The organism is Desulfosporosinus orientis DSM 765 (assembly GCF_000235605.1).
GTDB lineage: Bacteria > Bacillota > Desulfitobacteriia > Desulfitobacteriales > Desulfitobacteriaceae > Desulfosporosinus > Desulfosporosinus orientis.
On the sequence record NC_016584.1, the window covers coordinates 1,235,132 to 1,255,832 of the forward strand.

General features: G+C 40.3%; 19 protein-coding genes. 17 read left to right on the plus strand and 2 right to left on the minus strand.

Annotated elements, in window-relative coordinates; all coding sequences use genetic code 11:
* Positions 1 to 32 precede the first annotated feature (32 nt).
* From DESOR_RS05910 to DESOR_RS05920, 3 genes are all read left to right on the plus strand, one after another.
* Entirely contained in the window at positions 33 to 1,793 is a 1,761-nt protein-coding gene (locus DESOR_RS05910; protein WP_014183695.1) for an acyl CoA--acetate/3-ketoacid CoA transferase subunit alpha, read from the plus strand.
* A 16-nt stretch (positions 1,794 to 1,809) separates the two neighbouring features.
* Positions 1,810 to 3,000, plus strand: a complete 1,191-nt coding sequence (locus DESOR_RS05915) for a thiolase family protein (RefSeq protein ID WP_014183696.1) — start codon at positions 1,810 to 1,812, stop codon at positions 2,998 to 3,000.
* Positions 3,001 to 3,284: 284 nt separating this feature from the next.
* On the plus strand, positions 3,285 to 4,142 hold the full coding sequence (locus tag DESOR_RS05920; protein ID WP_014183697.1) for a 3-hydroxyacyl-CoA dehydrogenase family protein: 858 nt from the start codon (positions 3,285 to 3,287) through the stop codon (positions 4,140 to 4,142).
* 48 nt (positions 4,143 to 4,190) lie between these two features.
* Here the strand turns inward: DESOR_RS05920 and DESOR_RS05925 are convergent, their stop codons facing one another.
* Positions 4,191 to 5,330 (minus strand): acyl-CoA dehydrogenase family protein, encoded by a 1,140-nt coding sequence (locus DESOR_RS05925; protein ID WP_014183698.1) that lies wholly within the window; start codon positions 5,328 to 5,330, stop codon positions 4,191 to 4,193.
* A gap of 47 nt (positions 5,331 to 5,377) precedes the next feature.
* Positions 5,378 to 6,196, minus strand: coding sequence for a 1,4-dihydroxy-2-naphthoyl-CoA synthase (gene menB / locus DESOR_RS05930; RefSeq protein WP_014183699.1), 819 nt, complete (start codon positions 6,194 to 6,196; stop codon positions 5,378 to 5,380).
* 669 nt (positions 6,197 to 6,865) lie between these two features.
* Between menB and DESOR_RS05935 the strand changes: the two genes are divergently transcribed.
* The 14 genes from DESOR_RS05935 (at position 6,866) to DESOR_RS05990 (ending at position 20,677) form a co-directional block, all read left to right on the plus strand.
* Positions 6,866 to 8,962 (plus strand): sigma 54-interacting transcriptional regulator, encoded by a 2,097-nt coding sequence (locus DESOR_RS05935; protein ID WP_158309011.1) that lies wholly within the window; start codon positions 6,866 to 6,868, stop codon positions 8,960 to 8,962.
* Positions 8,963 to 9,203: 241 nt separating this feature from the next.
* Positions 9,204 to 9,371, plus strand: coding sequence for a hypothetical protein (locus DESOR_RS29265; RefSeq protein ID WP_158309012.1), 168 nt, complete (start codon positions 9,204 to 9,206; stop codon positions 9,369 to 9,371).
* A gap of 298 nt (positions 9,372 to 9,669) precedes the next feature.
* Positions 9,670 to 9,891 carry a hypothetical protein gene (locus DESOR_RS05940; protein ID WP_014183702.1) on the plus strand — a complete coding sequence of 74 codons (222 nt, stop codon included), beginning with the start codon at positions 9,670 to 9,672 and terminating at the stop codon, positions 9,889 to 9,891.
* A 51-nt stretch (positions 9,892 to 9,942) separates the two neighbouring features.
* Positions 9,943 to 11,451 (plus strand): sodium:solute symporter family protein, encoded by a 1,509-nt coding sequence (locus DESOR_RS05945; RefSeq protein ID WP_014183703.1) that lies wholly within the window; start codon positions 9,943 to 9,945, stop codon positions 11,449 to 11,451.
* 111 nt (positions 11,452 to 11,562) lie between these two features.
* Complete coding sequence (locus DESOR_RS05950; protein ID WP_014183704.1) at positions 11,563 to 12,321, plus strand: SDR family NAD(P)-dependent oxidoreductase; 759 nt, start codon at positions 11,563 to 11,565, stop codon at positions 12,319 to 12,321.
* An 85-nt stretch (positions 12,322 to 12,406) separates the two neighbouring features.
* Positions 12,407 to 13,882, plus strand: a complete 1,476-nt coding sequence (locus tag DESOR_RS05955) for an MFS transporter (protein ID WP_014183705.1) — start codon at positions 12,407 to 12,409, stop codon at positions 13,880 to 13,882.
* Between the two features lie 374 nt (positions 13,883 to 14,256).
* On the plus strand, positions 14,257 to 15,549 hold the full coding sequence (locus tag DESOR_RS05960) for an acetyl-CoA hydrolase/transferase family protein (protein ID WP_014183706.1): 1,293 nt from the start codon (positions 14,257 to 14,259) through the stop codon (positions 15,547 to 15,549).
* 75 nt (positions 15,550 to 15,624) lie between these two features.
* Entirely contained in the window at positions 15,625 to 16,758 is a 1,134-nt protein-coding gene (locus DESOR_RS05965) for an acyl-CoA dehydrogenase family protein (RefSeq protein WP_014183707.1), read from the plus strand.
* Positions 16,759 to 16,833: 75 nt separating this feature from the next.
* Positions 16,834 to 17,370, plus strand: a complete 537-nt coding sequence (locus DESOR_RS05970) for a sigma 54-interacting transcriptional regulator (RefSeq protein ID WP_014183708.1) — start codon at positions 16,834 to 16,836, stop codon at positions 17,368 to 17,370.
* A gap of 79 nt (positions 17,371 to 17,449) precedes the next feature.
* Positions 17,450 to 17,548 carry a sodium ion-translocating decarboxylase subunit beta gene (locus DESOR_RS30130; RefSeq protein WP_242832461.1) on the plus strand — a complete coding sequence of 33 codons (99 nt, stop codon included), beginning with the start codon at positions 17,450 to 17,452 and terminating at the stop codon, positions 17,546 to 17,548.
* 17 nt (positions 17,549 to 17,565) lie between these two features.
* Positions 17,566 to 17,874 (plus strand): acetate--CoA ligase family protein, encoded by a 309-nt coding sequence (locus tag DESOR_RS05975; RefSeq protein ID WP_052304278.1) that lies wholly within the window; start codon positions 17,566 to 17,568, stop codon positions 17,872 to 17,874.
* Between the two features lie 293 nt (positions 17,875 to 18,167).
* Complete coding sequence (locus tag DESOR_RS05980; protein ID WP_014183709.1) at positions 18,168 to 18,614, plus strand: ACT domain-containing protein; 447 nt, start codon at positions 18,168 to 18,170, stop codon at positions 18,612 to 18,614.
* 393 nt (positions 18,615 to 19,007) lie between these two features.
* On the plus strand, positions 19,008 to 19,787 hold the full coding sequence (locus tag DESOR_RS05985) for an enoyl-CoA hydratase/isomerase family protein (protein WP_014183710.1): 780 nt from the start codon (positions 19,008 to 19,010) through the stop codon (positions 19,785 to 19,787).
* A 23-nt stretch (positions 19,788 to 19,810) separates the two neighbouring features.
* A complete protein-coding gene (locus DESOR_RS05990) occupies positions 19,811 to 20,677 on the plus strand; it encodes a 3-hydroxyacyl-CoA dehydrogenase family protein (protein ID WP_014183711.1) in 867 nt (288 codons plus the stop codon).
* The last annotated feature ends 24 nt before the right edge of the window (positions 20,678 to 20,701 follow it).

The following is a 20,701-nucleotide window of genomic DNA, read 5'->3' on the forward strand; positions in this document are numbered from 1 at the left end:
CAAAGAAATATGACAAGAGTGGGGGGAATTATTTGAATAGCCAATTTGCTGAAATGCTTAGCGAAGAGGGTAATAACAAAATTATTCCTCTAGAACAAGCGGTGAGACACTTTATTAAACCCGGAATGGATTTGCATTTTGCCTTTGCCCATTCAAGGGCACATGCTGTAGTTATGGAAATCGTAAGGCAGTTTCGCCAAAAACCCATGAAATTTACTATAACGGCGACGGGAATACTGGAGTACGGAATTATGTTATCATGGGCGGGGCTCGTTGACAAAATGGTAGCGGGGTTTATTGGGGATACATACCCATCACCTGCACCCAATCGTTTTCTTCAGCAGGCCTTTAAAAAGCGTGAGATTGCCTATGAATGTTGGACAAATCTAACGGCAACCTTAGGGCTTTTGGCAGGTGCTCTGAATTTACCATATATAGGAACAAAATCTTTACTTGGAAGTGATCTGCTGAAAGAAAACCCTAATTCCTTTCGAGTTATGACCGATCCTTTTTCGGGTAAGGAAACAGTCGTTGTAAGAGCTTTGAACCCTGACGTGGCTATTGTTCATGGGCTAGTAGCTGACGCCTACGGAAACACAGTGATTGGTCCTCCATTTGGTGAAAATATGTGGGGAGCTTACGCTGCTAAACAGGGTGTTATTGTCACTGTAGAAAAAATTGTCTCAACCTCGGAAATTCGTAAATTAAGTAACTATGTAAAGGTTCCAGGTCATTTAGTTAAAAGCATATCCGTAGTCCCTTTTGGAGCTCATCCGCAAGGGATGTCCGTTGAAGGCATACCCACGTTACAGGACCTTGGGTATTCCGAGGATTACGAAACTCGTCGTCGATTTAGGGCGGCCGCTTCAAGTGCAGAGGCTCTTGATGTTTGGATGAAAGAATGGGTCATTAATACTACGCATCAATCATATCTTGAGAAAATTGGTAATAGTCGTCTGGAGAAATTACGGTATGCAATAAATAGCAGCAAAAACGCTTCGTGTGATTCTGACGCAGCTGCTGATGTTGTGGAAGAGGAGGAATCCGCAACAAGTAGTGAATTACTAATAATTAACGCGTCGAGGGTAATTCGAGAGAAGGTATCTTCTGGAGGTTTTTCTACGCTTCTTGCAGGGATCGGGACAGCTCATCTAGCAAGCTGGCTTGCAAAATACTTAGATAAGGATCGGCTGTTTCAATGGGAACTTTTAACTGAAACCGGATTTTACGGTTACTATCCTAAACTAGGTGACTCGTATATCTTCAACTATGCGAATATTCCAACAAGTAAAATGCAATCGCATTTTCTAGATATCCTCGGATGCATCGTAGGTAGTGATGATTCTCGGTGTCTTGGCCTATTGGGTGCGGCACAAGTCGATCAGTTTGGCAATATTAACTCTACCAAAATTCCAGAGAAAAACCTTTTCTTAACAAGCGGTGGTGGATCAAATGATGTTGCCACAACCGCAGGTGAAGTAATTATTGTCATAACTCATTCTCCCAAACGAATGGTTAGTAAGGTTTCTTTTGTAACCGGCAATGGTGATAAAGTCAGAACCATCGTCACAGATAAGGGAATTTTGCAGCGGAGTAGTGTTCATGAAACGTTTAAATTAACAGGTTGTTTTGTCCCGAAGGGCAAAAGCCTGGAAACGGCTATTAACGAGGCGAAAATGGAATGTGGATGGGATTTGAATGTAAGTGATAAGGTGATTGTCATTCCAGCACCATCCAGAGAAGAACTAAAGTGTTTAAGAGCACTTGATCCCAAGAGCGATATTATAAAATAAAGTTGAGGGTAGATATATGAATGAAGTCGTTATTGTCAGTGCTGTAAGAACGGCGATTGGAACAATAGGCGGTACTCTCAGAGATATACCGCCTCAGGAATTGGGCGCGATTGTAATTAAAGAAGCTGTTAGAAGGGCTGGTTTAAATCCGACGTCGGTGGATGAAGTGATTATGGGCTGGTCCCGTCAGACCACGGAAGCTTCGAATATTGCTCGTGTCTGTTCACTATTAGCAGGAATTCCAGAAGAGGCATCTGCTTATACAGTACATCGTCAATGCGCAGCCAGTCTGCAAGCGATTAGCAATGGAACTCAGCAAATTCAGACAGGAAGAGCTAAAGTGGTTGTAGCTGGAGGAACTGAAAGTTTGAGTCGAGCACCCTATTATCTAAAAAATGCACGCTTTGGGTATAGCGCTGGGGACGGAGTATTAGTTGATTCCTTAACAGAAGCAGGTCCAGGGGGGCAACCTTCGGCAATTTACGGGAGCGTTTCGATGGGTGATACAGCAGAAAATGTAGCTGAAAAATATAATATTTCACGGGAGGATCAGGACAAATTTGCATTTCAGAGTCAAGAACGGTGTCGAAGATCTTTAGCGGCAGGAATTTTTAAAGATGAAATTGTTCCTGTTGAGATCAAGACGCGTAAAGGTACGGTATTTTTTGATACGGATGAAGGTCCCAGAGTTTCCACGCTGGAAAAACTAGCAAGTTTAAAACCAGTCTTTAAGAAAGGTGGATCGGTTACGGCTGGGAATTCTTGTGGACGCAATGATGCAGCTGCAGCAGTGGTTTTGATGTCAGCGGATAAAGCAAAAGAACTTGGACTTAAGCCTTGGGCTAGAATTGTTACGGATGCAGCTGTCGGAGTACCTCCGCAAATCATGGGTATTGGTCCCATACCTGCAGTTCGTAAGGCCTTAAGGCAAGCGGGGCTTAATCTAAGCGATATAGACTTAATTGAGCTGAATGAAGCGTTTGCTTCACAATCTCTGGCAGTTATACGTGAATTAAAATTTGACATGGAGAAAACGAATGTCAATGGTGGTGCCATCGGTTTAGGACATCCTATTGGGGCAACCGGGGCTCGTTTAATGACGACGCTTTTGTATGAAATGCTTCGACGTAAGTCCCGCTATGGGATGGTTACTCTCTGCATTGGCGGCGGACAGGGAATGGCAACCATTATAGAAAGGTTAGATTAAGGAGGGTTTGGGGGGAGGAGAAGTTTTGGACGAAAAAAGTTGTAGGACGTGCTTAAGTAGACGTTTGCCTGATATCGTGGAACCTTGTAAGAGTTGTGTGAAAAAATCTAACTGGAATATGTCTGATAAAAAAGGCCTAAGTAAGCAAAAAAACGTCTGTCTAAGCCTATACCTCCAACCTAGGTTACGACAAGATGGAGTTTGTTCGAGTCGTGGATATCTATAATTTTAAGAGTGAGCCTAACAAAAGTATAGATTAGATTTTGATCAAGGAGGTACTTATATTGAACATAGAAAAAATATGTGTTGTGGGCGCGGGTAATATGGGTCATCAAATTGCTTTATGTGCAGCTTTAGCTGGGTATAAGGTGGCTTGCACTGACATTAGCCAGGAAATGTTGAATAAATCGGAAGGTTTTGCCCGCAGCTACTTACCAGAGCGAGTTGCAAAAGGGAAATTGACTCAAGACCAAGCGGATGAGGCAATGGCAAATATTTTCTTTACTAAAACTTTAGAAGAAGCGGCTGGAGATGTAGATTTTGTAATTGAGGCGGCTGTTGAGAAAATCGATATTAAGCGCCAGCTTTTTGCTGATTTAGACAGAATTACTCCTCCACATGCAATTTTGGCAACCAATAGTTCTTATATTGTCAGCTCGAAGGTTGCTGGTGCCACAAAGAGGCCAGAAAAAGTATGTAATATGCACTTTTTTAATCCTGCTTTAGTCATGAAATTAGTGGAAGTTGTCCAAGGTCCACATACTTCTGTAGAAACGGCACAAATAACAATGAACCTGTGTAAAACAATGGGTAAGACCGGGATTTTACTTCAGAAAGAAATCTATGGCTTTGTGGTTAACCGAATCTTGACCGCTATCTTCAACGAAGCATTGTTTCTAAATGATATGGGAATTGCAAGTCATGAGGAGATCGACATTGCGGTCACCAATGCTTTAGGACATCCGATGGGACCATTTCGCTTGATGGATTTAACAGGGATTGATCTTTCATACTATAAGGCGATGGAACGCTATCGAGAAACACATGATCCCAGAGATAAACCCTCTCCAATAGTCGTTGAGAAATTTATTAAAGGAGAATGGGGTAAAAAAACTAAAAAAGGATATTACTCTTATGAATAAATAATCCGAGGGCTATCCAAATGGGATAGTTCCTCGGATTATTTCAATTTAGTCAACATCCTTAATTTTAGAAACTACGTTTCCTACCACCATCTTGAGCACTTCTGTGGTACCAACACCGATATCCATTACACGACCGTCTCTAGCATAACGTTCAATATTATTATATTGCATGTATCCATGCCCGCCGAATACTTGCAAGGCCTTATAGCAAACTTCATTAACTACCTGAGCAACAAATAGCTTGGCAACTGACGATTCTAAAGAATAATTATCACCGCTATCCCGTTTTCTGGCGGCATCCTCTACGATTAGTTTTGCTGCTTGGATCTTAACATACATATCAGATAACATTTCTTGTATAGAATAAAGAGCTGTTAGTGGTTTGCCAAAGGCAACACGTCGATTGGCGTATTTTTTTGCTTCTGCAAATGAGGCTTTGGCAATTCCTAAACCCATAGCAGCCATCTCCAATCGACCTGAGTTCAGGGCATGCATTATTAGTTTAAATCCTCCATTAACATTACCGATGATGTTTTCAGCAGGGATTAGACAATTTTTAAATGTTAACCCTGTAATCACCGAGCTTCTACAACCCATCTTTTCCTGGGGTTCACCAATATCAAACCCAGCAGTGCCTTTTTCAACAATAAAAAGACTTATGCCTTTACTACCAGCCTGTGGATCCGTTTTAAACGCAAGCAAATAAATATCTGCCAGTCCCCCGTTTGTGCAGAACCATTTTGGTCCGTTTATTAACCATCCATCGCCATGTTTTACCGCGGTTGAAGTGATCGAGGCTGCATCGGACCCAGCCTGTATTTCACTAACACAAAATGCTGCTATTTTCTCACCATTTAAAAGACTGGGAAAGTATTTTTTCTTTTGAGAATCTGTTCCGAACTTAACCAATGCATCGGTAACAGACCAATGACCGTGAATGCTCATGGCTACTCCGGCACTTACTTTGGCGATTTCTTCAATAACTTTACAAGCTTGTACATTATCATACCCTCCACCGCCATATTCCACTGGCTGATTAATTCCCCAAAAGCCTTCCTTTTTCATTAAGCCTAACAGCTCTGTTGGAAACCGATAATTTTTATCCAATTCCTTTGCGATGGGTTTGAGATATTCCTTACAAAACTGTTTTGTTTTAGCAACAATATCAACGTTATTATTCTTCAATAGTTTTCCACTCCTAAGCTTTCTATCCCATCGTTCTAATTTCTAAATTAACTTCGGAATTTTTTGAAATCAGGTGGGCGTTTTTCCATAAACGCATTACGGCCTTCCACAGCCTCGTCGGTATTGTAATATAAATTCAAGGCCAAGCCAGCAACCGTATGAATCCCCCACATGGACTCGGTATCAGCATTGAAAGATGCTTTTAACGCAGCAAGTGCGGTAGGGCTCTTACTTATCAGACTATCGCAGATTTTTTCTACCTCCTCTGACAGTCTATCTTGTTCTACTACACGGTTCACCAATCCCATCGCTAAAGCGTCTTGAGCGGTATATTTCTCACAGAGATACCAGATTTCCCTGGCCTTCTTCTCACCAACAACTCTGGCTAAGAATGCAGAGCCGTACCCTGCGTCGAAGCTGCCTACCCGTGGACCTGCTTGCCCAAATATTGCATTCGCTGAGGCAACCGTTAGATCACAAACAACGTGTATAACGTGTCCGCCACCTATAGCATAGCCATTGACCATAGCAATTACGGGTTTTGGTATTGTTCTAATGGTCTGTAACAGGAGAGAATGGTTGTTGGATAGGGGGAGTTTACTTAGTCCCTGAAAACCCTCGCCGCTTTCCTCAATAGCGTAGCCATCTTTACTTCTAATCGATTGATCTCCACCTGTACAGAAAGCGCGATCACCAACGCCAGTCAAGATAACTGCTCCGACGGACTTATCTGTCCATGCATCGATTAATGCCTCGATCATTTCGTGTAATGTTTGGTTTGTAAACGCATTCAGCTTCTGTGGTCGATTGATGGTGATCTTTGCTCGCCCCTCATACTTCTCATAAATTATGTCTTCAAAATTCACACAGATAACCTCCTCAAAGTTTTAAAATATCTAAATAATTGTACTAGCAAAAAGTATACCAATATGAAAACATTGGCTTTATTAGGTGTAGGGCGAAGTGGATGGTATAAAACTTGCGTAGGTAGAGGGCTAGCCAAAATCTTTAGTTTATAATAATTTTAGGGATACATAGGTTCACGTCCGGAAAGTTGGACATTTGTGTGCGGAAAGTTGGATTGTGTACATAAATCTGAACACAAGATTCAGAAAATTTGATATTATGTAATTAATTTAAATAAATCACTTTATTTGGTTTGAGGGCTTTTTTTAAACACTAGGAATTACATATGTCTTGTTTGTTTTAACTGGCATACATATTGCGTGATGTATGATTAAACATTTATTTTTAAGGAGATGAAATTGATGAGTGTGGTGTCCGATTATTGCCTTAGAACGCTTAAGGATGCTGGAGTGAGGAAAGAAATAGTAAAGCTTAAACTAGGTCCTGGTGGTTGGCACTTATGTGATGGCTTTGCAAGTTGAAGGTAAAAGTGAATAGAAAAAATATTCTGATAATGCATAGATAATTGTTTATTAATCTACTATAATAAATTTAACGATAATTAGTTTAAGATGAGATTATTACGTGCTTAACTCTAGTTGGAAGGAGGTTAAATACTTATGCTCCGAATGAAGGAGATTATGAATACGTCTGTCGTCACTATTTTGTCCTCACAGTTAATAGGCCAAGCCATTAAGTTAGTCCGCCATAGTAAGTTACACGCTATTTTTGTTGTTGACGATAATGGAATCTTAGTCGGAATGCTGACTCTTTCAAATCTTTTTGATGCCTTGATACGAGGGCAAAGCCTTGAAGAACCTATTGAGGGATGTTACCTTCCTAAGAACAAGATCGTTTTTTTCCCAAAGAACAAAGAGTTTTCAAATCTAGCCCAAGTTCGAGAATGGTTGTTAAATGCTAAGGTCTCAGAGACACCCGTTATCGATGATGATGGACGCCCTATTGGAGTAGTAACAGGAGCGTGTGTAATTAACGCCTTACTAAAAGAAATAACGGGATTGTACGAGCATATTTATTCTTTACTAAAGGTAGTTCCGACAGGGATTTTAGCAGTAAATGAGAACAATGTTATTACAGTGAGCAATCAACTCTCAGAAAAATTGTTAGGGTTAGAAGCAAATCAACTTATTGGTCGAGACCTTAAGGATATTATTCCTGAAGTAAATTTAGTAAATAGAAGGCCACAAAAAATAAAACGTAACACTACGAGCATTTTGGCTGCCTCAAGTCCAATTTCCCTAGAGCCAATTTGTGGACATATCGTGGTAATGTATGATGCAACTGATGTTGAACGAATGGCACAAGAGGTTGAAAGTATAAAGAGACTACAAAGCACATTTGAAACAATTATAAATACTGCTTATGAAGGTTTATTGGTAACAAACGATGAGGGCAAGGTCATTCTAGCAAATCCTTCCTTCGAACAACTGAGTAAAAAGAGCAGTTGCGAATTGATAGGTCAAGATGCTTCGACTATTATAAAAGGATTTGACTCAATCTCAACAATCAAACGAGATTTTGACATAGAAAGTATTAATGGACATTCGGTGATTGCCTCCTATATGCCTATTAAAGGTGCTCCTGAGGTTTCTGGGGGGGTTTTGCGAGTGATATATCGAAATCTGGATCAGCTTCAGGATGTTATGAGAGAATTTCAAAAACTGAAAAATAGTCTTAGTTATTATAAAGATGAATTATATAAACTAAATGGTACTCAATATACCTTAGATTCTATCATTACCACACATAACAAAGCGATGATAGAAGCCAAAAGGGTTGCTACTAAAGCGGCTGATTGTTTATCGAATGTCCTGATTTTGGGCGAAAGTGGCACAGGAAAAGAATTGTTTACTCACGCTATTCATAATGCAAGTACAAGGTGTAAAGAACCTTTTATAAAGGTGAATTGTTCAGCCATTCCAGCTGAACTTGCGGAATCTGAGCTTTTTGGCTATGCACCAGGGGCGTTTACGGGTGCGGCTAAGCATGGGAAAATGGGGAAATTCGAGTTAGCCAATGGCGGAACGATTTTTTTGGATGAGATAGGGGATATGCCTTTACAATTACAAAGTAAACTCCTAAGAGTCATACAGGATCGAGAAATCGAAGTGGTGGGAGGAACTAAAACAGTGCCCATTGACGTCCGAATTATTGCTGCCACCAATAAGGATTTAAAGCAATTGGTTAATGAAAAACTCTTTCGCGAGGATCTCTATTACCGTTTAAATGTAATATGTTTAAATTTGCCGCCCTTACGTGAGCGCAAAGAAGAGATTGAATTGCTAGCTAACAGCTTCCTGTTGAAGTTTAACAAATCACAAAGCAAACACTATAAGGGTATAACTCCAGATGTAATAGAAGCTTTTAAGCACTACTCGTGGCCAGGAAATATAAGGGAATTACAAAATGCTATTGAGAGAGCTGTTAGCTTGGGGATGAAGAGCTGGCTTACTTGGGATGATTTTCGGGATACTCTTGAACAGGGACAAAATGTTTTAGTTTCTCGTCCAAAAACAACTGAGCGAAGTAATGTTAAAGATAGTGGCGATAAAATTAAATTACGAGAGAGCTTACAACAACAGGAAACGGAATTAATTCGTTGGGCGTTAAATGAATGTCTTGGCAGCAGAGTAAAAGCAGCCAAGCTTTTAGGGATAAGCCGCTCTACTTTTTATGAAAAACTTAAAAAGGCCTGCATCAATTGATGTAGAATCGGCTGCAATTATTGCATGAGTCAAGATACCCGGTATTCAACCGGGTGTCTCTTTGTCTTTAGGCTTTTTGCGTAGTGGAATTTCATTTTATTGCTTATTTTAGAAAGTGTAGGCATTGAACTTGCAATTATATTAATCAAGAAATTCATCTCCAAAGGATGAGAATGATGAAAAAACAAAGTATAGATACATTTATCTGATCATTACTACTTCCGCATGGGGCAGCCTGTATGTGGCAAGCAGATCGATTCTTAGTCAAGTGCCGATCTTTACGCTCTTGTTTCTTGGCTATTTACTGTTGAATGAGAGTATTGATATTAGTTTTATGGTCGGTGCAACTCTGATTTTCGGAGGCATTATAGTTAGTATCATCGACGGACAAAAAGATAAGTCCTCTTAGTAACTGTGATAAATTTTTTAATCCAGATTCACGAACATTTGTGGATTATTTTTCCGAATTCTTGGAATTCCGGACATTAATTTTTTCGAAATAATTCATTTTGCAACATTTCTGACCTGGCATAGTATTTGCAAAATAAGATATCAGATAATTAATTAAAAACAAAATTATCAAAATATAGAAAGTGAGGTGGTTTAGATGAACTAAGGATATTCTATTTCAGTTTTCCCAAAAAGGGTAGAGTTTGGTTGACATACGGGACGATGATTAGGTAGCTAAAATAAGGGGGGAATACTTAATGAAGCTATCAAATAGGTGGGGAGAAAGTGGTAAGAAAATATTGATCGTATGGTTTATAACCTGGATCTTGGGATTTGTTCCTATGGCTGTACCAACCGGTACATTTCCCAATAAATTTCCCGTTATACTTTTATGGTTTGCCTGCACTACTCTAGTTAGTTTTATTTGTGTAATGATCTTGTGCTTAAGAAAAGCTAATATAGCAGCCGAAGATATGTAAACCAGAACTCCGCCTTAAAAATTTTATTTTGTTGAAGGAAGGTGTTTAGGGATGCTTTTTCTTATTGCTCTAAGCCTTTACTTTTTTATCTTTTTAGGAGTTAGTATTTATCATTATAAACACAATACCAATGTTGATTCTTATTATCTAGCAGATAGAAGTACGGGTGGTTTTTTGCAGACCATGACCAACTTTGCGACAATAAGCAGTTCATTTACCATGATGGGGGCCATAGGATTTATCTATGGCCATGGTTTAGCGTATGCTTACGCTGGATGGATGTGGACTTCGCTTTATATTCTTGTTTGGCTTATTATAGGCAGTCGTGCTTATTTATTAAGTAAAAAGAATAATTGGATAACAGGGACTGATATAGCAACGGAATATTTCAAATATGGAAAGTTCCATATTGCAGCATCTTTAATTCTAGTCTTAGTGCAGTTCCCTTATCTAATAGCTCAGATGATGGCAGTAGGTTATCTGTTTAATGTATTCGCAGGTATAGATGTAGTGTATGGAGTACTCGTCTGTGTTTTGATCCTTACGATCTACGGGTTTGTAGGTGGAGTTAAGACGGTTATTTGGAGCGACGCAATTAACGGAATAATAATCATGAGCGTCTTAGCAGCCTTATTTATCTTACTTGTACCTAAAGCACTTGCCCAGGGCCCTATGCTGGCAACATTAGTGCAGCAGTTTCCTAAACAGTTTACCTTCCCCGGTGCACTGGGAACATGGAAACCCTTACATGCCATAACCTACACCGCAACCTTTGGTATAGGCTATAGCTGCATCCCATTTTTCATAAACCGATATTTTACCGCAAAGTCTTATAGTGTTATGCGCAAGAGCATTGGGAAAAGCAATCTAATAGTAAATATTTTCACTTGGACTGTCGGTCCAACTTTAGGCTTGCTTATGTTGTATTTAATGCCTGGAGTAAGCGGCGGACTGGACAAAGTACCGCCAACCGTTGTTTTTACGCTCGTACCTATCGTAGGAGTCATGTACGGAATAGCTATTGTGGCGGGTTCAGTATCAACGGCAGATTCGGCAATGCTCACAGTGTCCAGCCTGCTGCTTAAGGACATCTATCCAAGGATATTGAAGAAAGAAGCTTCTGAAAAGCATATGCTTTGGGCAGGAAGGATTTGCACCCTGCTGGTAGGATTAGTCGCTATGGCCTTCGCTGTCCTTAATCCTAGTTATATTGTCATTTTGGTTGGCATGTCGGCAGCGATGGGTGCTATTGTCCTTTTCTGCTTCCTCATGGGTCCACTGGGAGTAAAATGGGTTACAAAATCAGCTTCGATCTGGGCTAGTGTCATAAGCACCAGTTATATCATTCTGAGTCTCTTTGGTGTGCTTCCGAAAACATTGTATGGACTACCTGCCACAACAATAGCAGTGTTCCTTTGTTTAGGATTAGTCATAATTTTTAGTGCTGTTACCCAAAAAGTCAATAAGACTATTCAGTCAGAGTTTCACGATTATCTATATGATTGCCTGACTCCGCTTGATCAGAAGGTGGTCAGCAAGACTACAATTTCTACAAATTGAGAAATTGTAAGGCCTACGTAAGAACCTAAATTCAATACTAATTCGTGAGGTGTATCGTCTAAGAGCACCTCACGCCTTTAAAGATAGTTTTAAAATATAGGAGTGAAGAGAATGTCTGAGAATGGGCAGGTTGTTGTGATTACCGGAGCTTCTCGAGGAATAGGTTTTGGTATTGCTAAACGCTTTAAAGAGGGCGGGGCTAAGTTAGCGCTTCTGGCTACTTGCGTAGATCCTTTGCGTGAGTGGTCTAAAGATATGAGATCTGACATTTTGCTCATTGAATGCAACATTACTCGTAAAAAAGAAGTCTTCGCGGCCCGTGATCAAGTTCTTGCTCATTTCGGAAAGATTGACGTTTTGGTAAATAATGCAGGAATCTTTGGCCCTAGTGTTCCTGTAGAGCAAGTAGAAGAAGATATTTGGAGACAGGTCCTTGATGTCAATCTTACGGGTGCCTTTTTCTGTACTCAAGCCTTTGGTTCTGAGATGCTTGATCATGGGGGTTCCATTATAAATGTGTCCTCTATCGCAGGCGTTGTCCCAACTCCATTTCGAGGTGCCTATAGTTCCAGCAAAGCAGGAATTATGATGTTGACTCAGCAGACAGCACTTGAATGGGGGCCGCGTAAGGTACGGACTAACGCCGTTTGTCCGGGCCTTATCGAAACGGATATGACGGCACAATTTTACAATGTTCCAGGTGTTCGAGAGGATCGGGAGGCTCTGGTTCCAATGGGTAGGATAGGGTTGCCTGAAGACATTGCTAAAGTTGTTTGTTTTTTAGCTTCACCAGATGCTGAATACATGAACGGTGAGTTTTTACGAGTCGATGGTGGGTTTACAATAACTCCATCGTTAAAACTATATTAAGATTAATTATTGTCGACTAATACTCTTGACATTATACTTATAACTATTGGAATGTTCAATTAATTTTGAGAAAGGACTAAGTACGATGGGAAATGAAAAGAGAGGCTGGAAGTATTACCATACAGTATGGTTATTGTTTTTTTTGGCTTGGACGGTTTCATATACTGATCGAGCGCTGTTGACTCCAGTAGTTGCATGGATGATAGCTAACAAGGTATCGTTTTTTGACAACGTTACGAATGCTTACACTCTTGGAGGGTTGATAGGGGGACTATTTTTTGCCGGCTACATGCTTGTTCAGCTTCCTGCGGGTATATTGGGGGATAAGCATGGCAACAAGGTTATGGTTGTCATATGTATAGCATGGGCGGGGTTAGCAACGCTTGTGACAGGATTTGCTGGTTCACTATTGACGTTTGTTGCATTAAGGGTATTTACTGGACTTGGTGAAGGAGCATTATATTCAAATGATAGGCCAATAATAGCCGCCGCAACTCCACCACAAAAGATAGGACGCGGTATGGGGATAGCTATAACAGGCGTCTCAGTTGGTACAGCAATTTCTTTGTTCACTGGGGCTGCCACTGTGGAGTGGGCGGCAAAGATTTGGGAGAATGACATTGCTTGGCGCGTGCCGTTTTTTATTTGGGTTGCTCCAACCCTGTTAATTGCCATATTGTTATACGTATTTATTAAAGATTCCCCGTCGATAAAATATGCGGAAATCCTTGAAATCAAACCGAACTATCCTAAAGCTGTAATAGACTTAACCCGTTATGCATCAGTATTTCTAATTATTGTTATGGTCATTTATTACCTATCAATGTCAATGGGATTGTCAAACCTGAGCATAGCTGTTCTTGAGACAGGTGTAGCTGTTGTTTTGATAGCATTTATGTTTTTCCGCCAAGGGGACAAGGTTAAGGAAATCATGATTAATAAGAATTTGTGGTGTCTCAATATTACCGGTATAGCAATACTATGGAGCATGTGGTTTTATGGATTCTGGTCCCCATCCCTTATTAAAGAAGTAGCACATACAAGCTTTATGGTGTCAATTCTTACGGCATTATTTAATGCAGGGGCAGGTCTTATAGGTTATCCGCTAGGAGGCTGGGTATCTGATATTGCAGTATCAAAGGGGTGGAGCAGAAAGCCAGTGTTGTTTGGGTTTACCGCTCTACATGCCATAACTGTCTTTGTCTTTTGGGGTTATTTAGTCGGTGGTGGTAAGAGTCCATTTATAATGGGGCCCCTCCTCTTCATGTCTGGGTTAGGTCTATTTGGAATGCAACCAATCTGCCATGCCATGGTTAGTGAATATGCGCCTGCCAATAAACGCAGTACGGCTTTCGGCGCTTGGAACCTTATTGGGGAAATTGGAGCAGTGCTTTCACCGGTAGTGGCTGGTGCGCTCCGTGATAAGTATGGTGGATGGACACAGCCTGTATTATTGGATGGCATAGTTGTGATCATTGCTCTCCTAGCGCTGCTGATGCTTAAAAAGAAACCTGATAAAAATTCCATTTCAAAAACGAACCCAGCGTTTATGACCGACTAACTATATATTCCGTAATGTCGGACTATATTATGGTTTATATGTCCGAATATTCGGATTTTCAGACGGGTCTAACCAAGTGATAATTTGATTATGGTACAAAAATAAGAACATATAGGGATGATACTAGAACATTTGCAACATATTCAAAATATTTTTATTTATTAACTAAAAAGTTTACATTGGCATTTGAATTGCATTATTAACGAAATGAGGAAAAGTAATTATTGGTGAGGTGATTCAAAATCCACTGATCTGATTATTTGCTTAAATTGAGCTAAAGCCAAACTCCTTACTTACCTAAATGAGAGTACGTTGCTAACACTTTATACACTTCGTTAGGTGTACAGAAAATAAATGAACATGGGGTGAAGAAAATGTCAAAGGTTAAAGAACTTTACCAAGAAAAACTCCGTACATCAGAAGAGGTCCTTAACTTAATTCATGATGGAGATTTTATCGTTGTAAGTATTGGTGAACCGCCTGCACTTTTGACAGCGTTGTCAGAGCACCGTTGGGAATTTAATGATGTAAAAATCGCCCAGATCCTTTCGCAAAAAAAGTTCGACTATATTGATCCAGAAACCGTTGACCATGTTCGTCAAGTCTCATTATTCTTTGGGGCAGCTACAAGACTAGGTGGTCAACAAGGGTGGATAGATTACATCCCAAGTTGCTTTTCTGAAATGCCCAGCATGTTTCGAAATGAATTATTGCCAGTTGATACATTCTTTTCGTTAGCCTCTCCTATGGACGAACATGGATATTTCTCAATCAGTTTGGGAACGGATTATTCGATGGCCGCTCTTGAAAAGGCGACGACGATTGTTCTGGAAGTAAATCCTAATGCTCCTTTTGCGTATGGAAATAACTTGGTTCATATATCTCAAGTAACTGCAATTGTGGAAGATAATTCCCCAATATATGAAGTCGGACTTCCCGCCATAGGCCCAGTTCAGGAAGCAATAGGGGGATATGTCGCAGACTTTATTAAAGATGGTTCGACACTTCAAATCGGCTTAGGAGGCATTCCAGATGCTGTTGTAATGCAGCTCACCACTAAACATGATTTGGGCATTCACACAGAAATGTTTGGGGATGGGATTTTAAGATTGATCGAAAGTGGTGCAGTAACAAATCGTAAAAAGAACTACTTACCAAATAAAATGGTTGCCACCTTCGCACTGGGTTCGAAGAAGCTCTATGATTATATGAACCGCAATCCCCAGTTAGAGATGCATCCTGTGGACTTCACTAATGATCCCTATCTCGCTGGGCTAAATGATAATTTAATCACTATCAATGGGACAATGCAAGTTGATTTTTTAGGTCAATGTTGTTCTGAGAGTTTGGGTTGCGTCCCATATAGTGGGACTGGAGGACAGGTTGACTTTGTAAGGGCAGGAAATCGATCTAAAGGTGGAAAATCTTTTATCGTGCTTCCTTCTACGGCAAAGAATGGGCAAATCTCGCGGATTGTACCTACTCTCACGCCAGGTGCTGTTGTCACGACCTCGAAAAACGATGTGAATTATGTCGTTACGGAATATGGGGTAGCACAGTTGCGAGGAAAATCTGCAAAGCAACGGGCTCAAGAACTGATTGCTATTGCTCACCCAGACTTCCGTGGAGAACTTACGGAAACTGCGAAACAAATGAAGCTATTATAAAACCCCTATACAATGATAATACTGATTACTTCTGTCTGATAGTGAAAAATAGTGCAAAAAATTGGAGGAATTAATATGGGACACATACTAACTGATCAACAAAGAGAGCTAGTGACTATGGTTAGAAACTTTGGGCTTAAAGAAGTAAAGCCGTATGTGAGCGAGTTTGACCGCACGGGAGAATTTCCATTGGAGCTTCTCAAAAAAGCATTTGAATTGGACTTACACCTCTTGGAGATACCTGAGGAATACGGCGGTATGGGCTTAGATTACAAAACTTCGGCAATTGTTTTTGAGGAATTAGCAAAGATTGATGCAGGATATGCGATTTCTCTTGTCACTACCTTCGTAGCACTAAGGGCAGTTCTCGTGATGGGAACGAAAGAACAGAAGAAATTATTTGCTGACATTATTCGGCCGGGAGCATTTGGATCTTTCTGTTTAACCGAACCTAATGCAGGTTCAGATACTGGCTCAATGAAAGGTACGGCAGTTAGAGATGGTGACGAATACGTAATTAATGCAAGAAAATGTTTTATAACTACTGGTGCTTACGCCGACGTTTATGTAGTTTTTGTTTCAACCGATAAGAGCAAAGGTGTGAGAGGTTTATCAGCATTTTTAGTGGAACGGAATCGTCCAGGAATTTCGGTAGGTAAACACGAAGATAAACTTGGACTAAGATTATCAAATACGTGTGATGTTGTATTTGAAGATGTAAGAGTTCCGGCTGACCATTTACTTGGAGAAGAGGGAACGGGTATTACCTCTGCCATGATTGCCTTAAATATTTCCAGAGCCTTTGTTGGTACTTTGACTGTAGGTATTTGCCAAGCTGCTATTGATGAAGCTGTAAAATATGCCAAAGAAAGAATTCAATTTGGAAAACCAATTGCTGAATTTCAGGCTGTCCAAATGCTTTTAGCGGATATGGAAATTCAAACAGAAGCAGCTCGGCAGTTAGTTTCTCAGGCGATGTCGTTAGTTGATCAAGGGCTTTCCGTGAAAAAAGAGGGCGCTATTACTAAATGCTTCTGTGGAGATACTGTAATGAGAGTAACAACAGATGCTGTTCAAATTTTTGGTGGTTATGGAGTCAGTCGGGAGTACCCCGTTGAGAAATTGATGAGAGATGCTAAAGTATTCCAGATTTTCGAAGGAACAAATCAGATTCAAAGAATTGCCATAGCCAAAGCGTTAATCAATTAATTTTCATCAAAACTGAAAAGGTCGCTTAACAGGTGGCCTTTTCAGTATTTTTAAATTTATTTGGGGGAGAAGAAATTGTGTGATAATGTTATGAATCTTGCATTAAGGCAGAGTCGATTCGATTTGCCAGTAGTTCTAATTGGAAAACAAGGGACAGGTAAAGAGGGCATTGCCAAGACAATCCACTTCAATAGTAAAAGAAGTAAAGGCCCTTTTTATAAATTAAATTGTGGGTCAATAGTACCTCAGGATTTAGAGATGGAGCTATTTGGACAAAATCATTTGGAAAGTGTTAGATTAAATCGGAAATTAGGAATATTAGAGGCAGCTAATCAAGGGAGCGTTTACCTAGAGGATATAAATAAGATGCCTCTCTATTTACAAGCACGGCTTATGAGCGTAATTCAAGATCAGGTGTTGCAGGGGGGTGGCGAACCTGATACGATTCCTATCAATGCTAGAATAATGGCTGGTACCAATAGACCTTTAGAAGAGTTCGTAGAAAAAGGTCTCTTTCGATTAGACCTTTTTTATGCTCTCAATGTTTTGCCTATTATAGTTCCTGAGCGAAGGGTCGATAAAAAGGACCTGCGATATATTATGATGGGGTAAGTATCGCATTTTATTAATGCTGTTTCAGCCTTACATCAAGGAAGAGCATTGAAAACAATTAGATAATACTATTGCACAAATGCAAAAACTAGGTAAAATGCATGCCATGGGACCTAATGTAGCAGGAGTCATCGGCACTTTGATTGCAGCATCCGTTTTGCTCACGTTCTTGCAATAAGACTTTGCTAAATTCTAATGAAGATCGATTCTCCCGATATCCTGCATAAAACAGAAGCAGGAGGGGTTGCTGTTAATATTTCCTCGGTCCAGGAGGCAGAAGCAAAGTTTAAAGAAATTACGGAAAACGGTCGGAATTATAATCCTCAAGCCAAGATCAACGGTATTTTAATTCAGGAACAAGTACCGCCGGGAGACGAGGTCATCGTTGGTTTGCAGAGAGATCCGGTCTTAGGGACGCAGATCATGTTTAGTCTCGGTGGAATCTTTGTTGAGGTTCTTAAAGATGTGGTATTAAAACCCATACCGTTAAGCCGTGAGTGCTGATTTATTTAGAGTGACAAGGGGATAATATTTAGTTACCCCTTGTTACTTTATTAGGACGTTCAATAGTTAAAAATTAGTCGAACTAACTCTCACTATTGGTTTTTACACCCAGTTGCTCGATTTCTTGAAGTACGGGGGTAGAAATAGAAGATCAGTAACTATTTCACTCACTGTAAGGGTAATAAACCGTTCGAATTAAATATCCACTTAATATTGCAAAGCTCACGCAAATTAGAATATAATAATTATAAACATATCAAACAAGGACTGTAGGAATAGATAGGAGAGATTAGGTGGCTGGCAAGACAAATGAGTTTCTTATTGTCAGTAAAAGCATTTTGCCGGAAGCCATTTTAAAGACTGCACAGGTGAAAGAACTTCTTGTCAAAGGAGATGCCGCCACGATTAACGACGCTGTAGAACGTGTAGGGCTTAGCCGAAGTGCCTTCTATAAATATAAGGATGGCGTTTTCCCGTTTTATGAGGCGAGTCGAGAGAAAATAATTACTATTTCCTTAATTCTTGAGAATGAAGCAGGAGTACTATCTCATGTCCTTAACTTCATTGCCTCTGTAAAGGGTAATGTCCTGACGATTAATCAGGGAATCCCTCTGCAAGGAGTTGCCAATGTCTCAATTTCTATAGAAACTGCTGGATTGGCAGATACTCCAGAGAACCTTTTGGCCGGGTTAGGGGAAATTGTCGGAGTAAGAAAAATTGAAATAATCGGGCAAACTTAAGGGTTGAGATTAAAGCAATATTGGCCAACCTTTTTGAAGGATGTTTAGAAAATAAACAGTAGGGACCTTCCATCTATAAAAAGGGAGAGCAATATAAAAACTTAAAAATTAGTTAAAAAACACAGAAGAACTTCTAAGTAATTGAATTTAATTTTATAAGTAGACTGTAAAAAAGCATTCTTTTTAGGATGCTTTTTTAATTTTTAAGCAAAGGATTAAAGGTTCTGGAGGAGTACCCTAGTTGTTTTAGTAACCTGACAGGCTATAAAGCTGGCATGAATATTGCAATTGATATATTCAGAATATTTAATCAATATAAAACAGTTTTGAAGGGTAGGCGGAGGTGAAACGGAGAAGTAGTCATGCGCGAGGTGTAATAGGGAGGGAATAGAATTGAACTATGAAACAATTATTGTTGAGAATGAAGATGGAATTGCTATAGTCACTCTCAACCGTCCGGAAGTACTTAATGCACTAAGTAGTCAAGTTTTTAACGAGCTAGCCGACGCGGCATTGACTCTAGAAAATGATGACTCAGTTCGTGCTGTGATTATCACTGGAGGGGAAAAGGTATTTGCCGCAGGGGCAGACGTAAAACAACTGGCTTCTCTAAGTGCAGTAGATGTAGCTACAAGTATCAGACCCTCAAGGAAAGCGTTCAATCTGCTGGAAACTATGAAAACGCCCGTCATCGCTGCCATTGCCGGCTATGCCTTGGGAGGCGGGTGTGAACTTGCGTTGACGACGGACATTCGAATAGCTGCTGACACCGCTCAATTTGGCTTTCCAGAAATAAAGCTGGGGATTTTTCCTGGAGGGGGCGGAACCCAACGTCTTCCCAGACTTATTGGTGCCGGTAAGGCCAAGGAATTAATTTTCGGCGGGGATATTATTAATGCTGAAGAAGCCTTGAGAATTGGTCTTGTCAATAAAGTCGTGCCTGTTTCCGAACTCATGTTGGAAGCTAAAAAAATGGCTAAGAAATTTGTAGCCCGTGGAGCTGTCGCTCTACAGTTAGCAAAATCCTGTATCAACGAAGGACTGCAAATGGAGTTGGAAATGGGCTTGCAATATGAGCATAAATGCTTCTCGTTATTGTTTGCAACTGAGGATCAGAAAGAAGGCATAACGGCTTTTATTGAAAAACGCAAACCAAATTTTAAAGGTAAATAAGGTCAATTGAGGAGGTAATTAAAATGAACATAGAAGATATTAAAAATATATGCATTATAGGTGCCGGCAATATGGGGCACCAAATAGCTGTGTGTTGCGTCTTGGCCGGTTACAAAGTGACCTGTACAGATATTAGCCAAGAAATGTTGGCTAAAGCAGAAGCCTTTGCAAAATCCTATTTGCCTGAGCGGGTTACTAAAGGGAAACTGAGCCAGGAACAGGCAGACATGGCTTTAGACAATCTTTGTTTTACTCCGAGTTTAGAGGAAGCAGCCGGAGGAGCTGATTATATTATCGAGGCTGCCGTTGAGAAAATGGCTATTAAGCGAAAGCTCTTTGCTGATTTAGACCGAATTGCACCTCCTCAGGCAATCTTAGCGACTAACAGCTCCTATATTGTCAGCTCACAAATAGCTGATGCTACAAAGCGTCCCGATAAGGTTTGCAACATGCACTTTTTTAACCCGGCTTTGGTCATGAAATTGGTCGAAGTCGTGCAAGGACCTCATACTTCTGAAGAAACTGCCCAAATAACCATGGATTTGTGTGCCAAGCTTGGTAAAAGGGCAGTTTGGCTTAAGAAAGAAATTTATGGTTTCCTAGTTAACAGGATATTATCTGCACTTTCTCAAGAAGCATTGTATCTCGCCGAAATGGGTATTGCCACTCCGGAAGAAATTGATATTGCCGTAACAAATGCTCTGGGTCATCCCATGGGCCCCTTCCGTTTAATGGATTTAACCGGCATTGATCTTACCTACTACCGCACCATGGAACGCTATCAGAATAGTCGTGATCCAAAACTTAAGCCCTCACCTTTGGTTGTTGAGAGATTTATCAAGGGTGAATGGGGCAAGAAAACCAAAAAAGGCTTTTACTCATACGAGTGAAATTCGCATTTAGATTTTAGGGGG

Excerpts from the sequence above, each read along its gene's own strand:
- DESOR_RS05915 (WP_014183696.1), top strand. The coding sequence starts at position 1,810 with ATGAATGAAGTCGTTATTGTCAGTGCTGTAAGAACGGCGATTGGAACA.
- DESOR_RS05935 (WP_158309011.1), top strand. The coding sequence starts at position 6,866 with ATGAAGGAGATTATGAATACGTCTGTCGTCACTATTTTGTCCTCACAG.
- DESOR_RS05940 (WP_014183702.1), top strand. The coding sequence starts at position 9,670 with ATGAAGCTATCAAATAGGTGGGGAGAAAGTGGTAAGAAAATATTGATC.
- DESOR_RS05945 (WP_014183703.1), top strand. The coding sequence starts at position 9,943 with ATGCTTTTTCTTATTGCTCTAAGCCTTTACTTTTTTATCTTTTTAGGA.
- DESOR_RS05950 (WP_014183704.1), top strand. The coding sequence starts at position 11,563 with ATGTCTGAGAATGGGCAGGTTGTTGTGATTACCGGAGCTTCTCGAGGA.
- DESOR_RS05955 (WP_014183705.1), top strand. The coding sequence starts at position 12,407 with ATGGGAAATGAAAAGAGAGGCTGGAAGTATTACCATACAGTATGGTTA.
- DESOR_RS05960 (WP_014183706.1), top strand. The coding sequence starts at position 14,257 with ATGTCAAAGGTTAAAGAACTTTACCAAGAAAAACTCCGTACATCAGAA.
- DESOR_RS05965 (WP_014183707.1), top strand. The coding sequence starts at position 15,625 with ATGGGACACATACTAACTGATCAACAAAGAGAGCTAGTGACTATGGTT.
- DESOR_RS30130 (WP_242832461.1), top strand. The coding sequence starts at position 17,450 with ATGCAAAAACTAGGTAAAATGCATGCCATGGGACCTAATGTAGCAGGA.
- DESOR_RS05975 (WP_052304278.1), top strand. The coding sequence starts at position 17,566 with ATGAAGATCGATTCTCCCGATATCCTGCATAAAACAGAAGCAGGAGGG.
- DESOR_RS05990 (WP_014183711.1), top strand. The coding sequence starts at position 19,811 with ATGAACATAGAAGATATTAAAAATATATGCATTATAGGTGCCGGCAAT.